This is a genomic window from Bacillus cereus group sp. N31, assembly GCF_016483245.1.
Classification (GTDB): Bacteria; Bacillota; Bacilli; order Bacillales; family Bacillaceae_G; genus Bacillus_A; species Bacillus_A toyonensis.
Window position 1 is genome coordinate 1 of sequence record NZ_JAEHCH010000058.1, and the last position, 6605, is coordinate 6605.

Here is a 6605-nt window from a genome sequence, read left to right on the forward strand (position 1 = left end):
TAAAATACGTCCCTTTACTTCACGACTTTTGGCAAATCGAACAAGACCTAGTTTTGGCAATTTAATTTTGCTTCCTATAACGGCAATGTTTTCATTTGTTTGTTTTGTGGTGTAAGATTGTACGTTTTTTTTCTTAGATTTGAAACGCGGGGCACTAGTTTGTTTTTTGAAAAAGCGTGTATAAGCATCCGCAAGGTTGCGAACAGACGACTGAATCGCAATACTATCCACTTCTTTGAGCCAAACAAACTCTTTCTTCATGGCAGGAAGTTTGGCAGAACATGTACCATAAGTCAAACCTTTTCCTGTTTCTCTGTATGCATTATCCCATAGAGAGAGGAAGTGATTGAATACAAAACGAGAGCAGCCAATTGTTTTATTAATTAGGGTTGCTTGTGTTTTATTTGGATAGATACGAAATTTATATGCTTTATTGATCATCATTCGTTTCACCTCCATTTCGATATGGGTCTATTATACAACAAACATACATTCTGTAAGTAGTGAAGTAACAGTTTATGCATGTCGAACAATTAAGATGGCTTCCTGCCATCTCTTGTCCGATGCCAATTCATCTCCCACCTACTCACTTCGCGTTCCATGAGGAAGGAGTCTTCTTGGCTAAAATGATAAAATCTTTAGCAATTCAAGCCTTAACTGGACCAGGAGGTACAAACACGGTCACCTTGACAATTCGAAAAAATGGTGTAGATACACCTCTTACTGTTTCACTAACTGGTACTCAAACTTCCTATATAAATAATGATATTTCGGTGACATTTCTAGCAGGTGATCGTATTTCACTAAAAGTAACGACAGGAGGTGCAAATGCTACATCAGATACTGTAGCTCAAGTTGAAATTTTTTAATATACATGACCCCTTAGCGTACAAGGAAACGTAGAAAAAACATTATTGTTGCAAAATTGTATTCTTCTTATCTTAAACAGAAGAAAAAAAGCGTGAACAATATATTTATCGAGTTATGAGGTTTACATTCTCATTTAATGAATATTTTATAGGTTGATAAAGGCGTAGCGAAAATCATTCTTGATTACTCAGTAAAAAAAGACCTGACGTTATATATCAGGTCTTTTTCCGGTCTTATTCTATACCAACTGCATCATAAGCCTTCGCTACAGCTTGTATCTCTTTTGAATTTTTACCATATAAATCTTCTGCGGCTTGAAGTGCAGCTTGGCGCATCATTTTAAAATTAGATTTTGCCGTTAAATATTTTGTAAGAGCACGATAGTAAATTTTTTCTGTAGCTTCGCGGCCAACGCCATTTACTTCCACACCGTAATGCCAGCCACCTTCCGACAATAAATATGCTGCTTTATTATTAATACTACTGTTAATATGAACACCGCCATTATCATATGGTCCAGGATAATATTTTCTATAATGATCTGGATAACCTTGAGTGGGTTCTAATGGATTAGGAATAGAAGCAGGATGACTTAAGGATCGCATCGCATCCCCTGCTATATCCGGTGTATAAATATCTTCTCCTGCCTCCCAATCATCACGGTCTACCATCGCACCGAAAATATCCGAAAATGACTCGTTTAATGCACCAGACTCATCTTGATACTCTAAATTTGCTGTATGCTCTGTTACAGCATGTGTTAACTCATGGGCAACTACATCTAAGCTCGCTGAAAATGGAATAAACAGTTTTCCATCACCATCACCATACGCCATATACAGACCGTTCCAACTAGCGTTATTCCAGTTTTCTCCTACGTGAACAACAGAACGTAACTTCGCTCCTTTGTTATCATAGGAATTACGATTAAATGTTTTCTTATAATAGTCATATACTTTTTCTGCATTTGCATGTGCATCAACACCTGCTTTATCTTCAAAGAACTTGGATTTACTTTCAATTTCATAACCTGTATATCCCAGTCCTTTTGATGTTGAATCATAGGATTGTTTCAACAAATTTCTCCAATCAAACGTATAAACACCGTTTCCACGTTTACCATCAAATAAATGGAATGCACCTGTTTTTTCATTTTGAACAATTTCAAATGATTGTCTGTTTCCTAAAACACCATATCCAAAACCAGTAATATGATCGACCGCATTATATTTATTGATCACATTTCCATTTGTTGCATCAATAAAATAATGCCAGTAGCCTGGTGCTGGTTTTGAAACAGAGGCTTTTACAAGATAGGAAAGATAATATTGTCCATCTTTTTCATAAACGTATAAATCTTTCTTCATACCATCATAGTTATCTACTTTTCCAATCTCTTTCTCAATACCAGCTTTCGCAATATTTACAGCATCATCTTCTGAAATGCTTGCAGTTGATGGGATATTTTTATTTTCTAAATTCGGTATAACTTGTCCAAAAAATGCTTTCACATTATTATTTTTATCAAGTGCTACTGTTTGATCAGATCCATATACAGGAACACCATTATATTTTTCAATAAGCTTCACATGCGTTGTTTCTGCTTCTGTGTCTTTTTCTTCTTTAACGATTTCAAAATGTTTCTCCATATTTCCTGCTAATTTAAACATGTCTTTCTTACTCTTTAAATACTCGAACACAGTCTCTTTTTTATCTAGTCCTTCTGGTGCTTTCCACTCTTCTCCAATATAAGATGGTGTTTGAAATTCTTGGTTGTATTGAATCTTTTGCTCTGCTGCATATGTACGTGACGTTCCTAATGTCGCAAATGCACCTAAAGCCATAGATACAGCTAATGTTGAAGATAAAATCACTTTTTTCAAAATACCACTTCCCATCCCATTTTTTAACACTTTCATACAATTCTAGATATAATAGTAAATCGCCTCCTGTTTGAAATTATATAAAAATAAAACAAAAAATTCAGACAAAAAACTTATAAGCATTTCATGGTCATGCAAAAGACGTAAAATCATATGAGAACCAACTATTTGTACGGTATGGTCACAGTACCGTAGCCCACAAACCTATATAGTCTGTTGTGGGAGGGGTGATGGCACACCGCAATCTTGCACGTCAGCGATACTAGAAATCGCCTTCGCCTTTGGTAGCAAGAATCCCACTGACGTTAGTCAGCTTGTGTCTTTAGCCGTGGCATTGTCAAAAAAACGCTAAGTTGAATACAATAAAAGTCTTGCAAATCTATAAAAATAAAATTAGTGGCTCTGTTGCAAAGTTTACTAAATGAGTCTATACTCCATCGCTATCTGATGAGTATGCTATATTTGCAAAAAATCCCGATATACTTGTGACCAAGTAAAAAAGCACCCTGTAAACAAGGTGCTTCACTTCTACCTAATGACTAATATTAGCAGTCGGATATAAAGTTGTTCCTCCAATTGAAACTTTTATTTCATTTGTTAATGGAACATTTTGTTCATTAATAATTGTTCTCCACCATTCCCATGCAAGACCTGTACATTCTCTCGCTACGACTTTTACATTTTTTGAATTCGGTGGAAGTGGTATAACTGTAGAGAAGTGAGCCGTTTTATCTCTGCCGCTTCCTTCCCAAGTTTTATGTGTTAGTACTTCTTTCCCATTTTGATCATATGAGAATTCATCCCAAGATACATCAAATTGAGCAACATATGCACCGTAATGATCAAGGGTCATTTTCGCACTTGAATATTCTGTAGTTGTCGTCTCAATATAATCTGTATTGTTATGAACAGCAGCAGTTGCGTTATCTTTTAAGAAAGTGCTTGTATATGAAATTGGGTATGCTGGATTTTTAGAACTTAATTCTGCATTATCTTTAATGATATTTCGGATTTCATTAAAATCTTTTGTAACAACTTTGTTATGCTCTTTTGCATCTCCGCCTAATACGACAGCCGTAAAGGTACTTTCTTCAAAAATATCTTTGTACTGTCCACTCGCTTCAACGCCTTGACCCTTAATTAGAGCTTTAAAAGCAGATTGTACATCTTTACTTTTAGATGATGTTTCTAATTTTACATAAACGGTTCTACCATAAGCTACATTTGACACCATAACAGGCGGAGCCGTATTACTTACCCCTTTACGAGTCAACTCATCAAACGTAACACTGTTATCAAAAAGATCGGATGGATTGTTAGGTAGTTCAGCACTTACGGTATAAAATATTTGCTTATATGCCGCAACCATCACTTTTTTCTCTCCATTTGCAACGGCATTAAAGTCAATGTTTAGACTGTTATCAAGATATTTAGCGTTGACATTAAGAGCACTTGCGATTTGTGATTTACTATACACCATGGACTCTGTATACTGCATTCTTGCAGGTAACGAATGTGTTGATGCATACTTCTCATTCCAAGTAGATACTAAATCATCTACTGCTCCAGATACATTACCATATGTCGGATTTTGGACAGATATCGTATTTTCTTTTCTCATTCCAGGTAAGTCTATACTAATATTTATAGGTTTTCTCTTAGCCACTAATAAACTAGGTTGATTATCTGCAAAAGCTTTATTTGCAAGTTGTACTGCTCCTGGATACGTACGATTAGCCACAGAATCAATAATTGAAATATCCACAGGTGAAGTTGTAAGTGATTTTTTCTCACGTTCCACTACTACAAATTTACCATTTAAATTTGTACTTTCTTTCGGAACAAAACTCTCTACTTTATCCCCATTTACTGCTAAAATATCTCTACTTTCATACTTTAAATTTGCTATACCAGTATCAATGCCAATAGCTTGTTTCGGTGCATTAGCTGAATTACTTTTAGGTGTTTCCGCTAATGAAATAGATGAATAGTTAATAGTGCAAAAGCTGATTATTAAACTTGCTAGTAATTTTTTTCCTTTTGTATTTCTTGTAGTCTTCACAAAAATCAACTTCTTCCTTTTTTCGTATTAAGGTATAATAATTATTTATAAATAATTGCTAAATAATGAACTTACATAAATGCTTTTAAAAGTTCTTGAACTAATGGAATTACTCCACCGATAAATTTTAAAATAATCATATTATTTCCGCCCCTTTTGTTGTTGCTAAGATGTGGTTTATCTTTATACTCTCATTATAGTAAGCGCTTACAATTCTATCAACACATTCTTATATGTAATATTGCATATTTATAATGTTAAAGGAACTTTACTCACACAAATAATCTGTATATCAATTCATCTTTGATATACAGATCATTTGTATGATAATTTTTATAAATAATTGCTAAATAGTGAATTTACATAAATGCTTTTAGAAGTTCTTGAACTAATGGGATTGCTCCACCGATAAATTTTAAAACTGCCATTGCGATTTCCATATAATTTCCTCCTCTTGTGTTAGTACTAGGATGTGATTAATCTTTATACCCCTATTATAGTAAGCGTTTACATTTGTAACAATAGATTTCTGTATGCAATATTGCATATTTATACGTTTAGACAAAAATTAGACCTCTATTAGTCATTCTTTAATGGTACCATAGCAAGGTGAGAGTCTTTAAGGGTTCTTCTTAATAGGAGGAAATATGGAAAGAGTACAAGAGATTTACAGTAATCTAAAATTTAAGAGTTGGGTTAAACAGGTATTAGCTGTAGGCGGAATGGTAGGGTTCTGCTACTTTGTGTTATATGTTTTCTGTTTCTTATTTGATATGTAAAAATTATACAACTACACTAATGGAGTCTTGCCTAGAGAGGTAAGGCTCTCTTGTTGTACTTGAGATGAACAAACTGCATACAGTATTTCTTAGGTTCGTCAGATTACTCTATATGGTGCCTTGTTCCTCTATGTTCTAGAACAACTAGCTCCTATCATTGAAAGTAAGTAAACTTCCATTTATATTGAAAACATAATTGTATTGATAAAAAATGTACTTTTACTAGATACATATTAAAAAGACAAGCATAAGTTATATTACATTTTGGTAAAATCTTTTTGTATACATCCATCTCTATATAACCATATAAATATAATATATTAAAAATAATTTAAATGCAAGAATACTAGTAGTGGAACCGCCAGCATTTTGCTAAATAGCCTACGCTATGCGGAAGTCATTTTAAAATTCTATGTGTCGATTTTTTCTTTTCCCTTACGGATAAACCACCATATCAAAGCCACAAATAGCACGAAAAGCGGTATTATTTGAATAAAGAAAAATCCTTTCCAAAAATAAAGTGGATTATTATATGTAAATTCTGTTGACGCCTCATTTGTATAAGAAACAAACGAACCTACCAAACAAGAAATTGGAATTGTGAGTAGATTTATCGCTAAACAGATCATTATCAATGATAGATTTTTAGCCTTAATTTTTGGTGAAACAGACATGAAAAATAAAGATATTGAAGTACCTGATATAAGAAAAAATGGTATTACATAAAAAATTAACATAATATCCCTCCATGATTTTGATTGTACCATCAGCAAAGACAATTTTGTGCAAATTTGCATGAATAGGGTACTCATGCGAGGTTAACATAACGTCCTTTTATCGGTAGCAAGAAAAAGGCAAATCCCCTTTGAAAGTGGAGATTCGCCTTTTTCTTTTTCTATAACCCTATTCATCTTTTTATACATTCTTGGGGTCCCACCACACATCCATCAACTTAAGGATTTAGACTATTTTTGAAGTTAAAAGCACGTTACTATTTTCTTATGTTAATGA

General features: G+C 33.7%; 5 protein-coding genes and 2 pseudogenes. 2 read left to right on the forward strand and 5 right to left on the reverse strand.

Going from position 1 to position 6605, the window contains the following annotated elements:
- On the reverse strand, nucleotides 1–444 hold a 444-nt coding region (locus tag JDS81_RS29625; RefSeq protein WP_199688680.1), incomplete at its 3' end, for an RNA-guided endonuclease TnpB family protein.
- A gap of 182 nt (nucleotides 445–626) precedes the next feature.
- Here JDS81_RS29625 and JDS81_RS29630 point away from each other — a divergent pair.
- Nucleotides 627–869, forward strand: a pseudogene (locus JDS81_RS29630) (hypothetical protein); the annotation flags it as partial.
- 234 nt (nucleotides 870–1103) lie between these two features.
- On the opposite strand, the gene JDS81_RS29635 reads toward JDS81_RS29630, so the two are convergent.
- The 3 genes and pseudogenes from JDS81_RS29635 to JDS81_RS31000 all read right to left on the reverse strand — a co-directional run bounded on the left by JDS81_RS29635 (nucleotide 1104) and on the right by JDS81_RS31000 (nucleotide 5362).
- Nucleotides 1104–2753 (reverse strand): M4 family metallopeptidase, encoded by a 1650-nt coding sequence (locus JDS81_RS29635; protein ID WP_097955317.1) that lies wholly within the window; start codon nucleotides 2751–2753, stop codon nucleotides 1104–1106.
- A 532-nt stretch (nucleotides 2754–3285) separates the two neighbouring features.
- Nucleotides 3286–4815 (reverse strand): thiol-activated cytolysin family protein, encoded by a 1530-nt coding sequence (locus JDS81_RS29640; protein WP_374221162.1) that lies wholly within the window; start codon nucleotides 4813–4815, stop codon nucleotides 3286–3288.
- Between the two features lie 359 nt (nucleotides 4816–5174).
- Nucleotides 5175–5362, reverse strand: a pseudogene (locus JDS81_RS31000) (hypothetical protein).
- Between the two features lie 100 nt (nucleotides 5363–5462).
- On the opposite strand from JDS81_RS31000, the gene JDS81_RS30825 reads away from it, so the two are divergent.
- Nucleotides 5463–5594, forward strand: coding sequence for a hypothetical protein (locus JDS81_RS30825; protein WP_000442770.1), 132 nt, complete (start codon nucleotides 5463–5465; stop codon nucleotides 5592–5594).
- Between the two features lie 410 nt (nucleotides 5595–6004).
- On the opposite strand, the gene JDS81_RS30695 is transcribed toward JDS81_RS30825, so the two are convergent.
- Entirely contained in the window at nucleotides 6005–6331 is a 327-nt protein-coding gene (locus JDS81_RS30695; protein WP_097955258.1) for a hypothetical protein, read from the reverse strand.
- Nucleotides 6332–6605 lie beyond the last annotated feature (274 nt).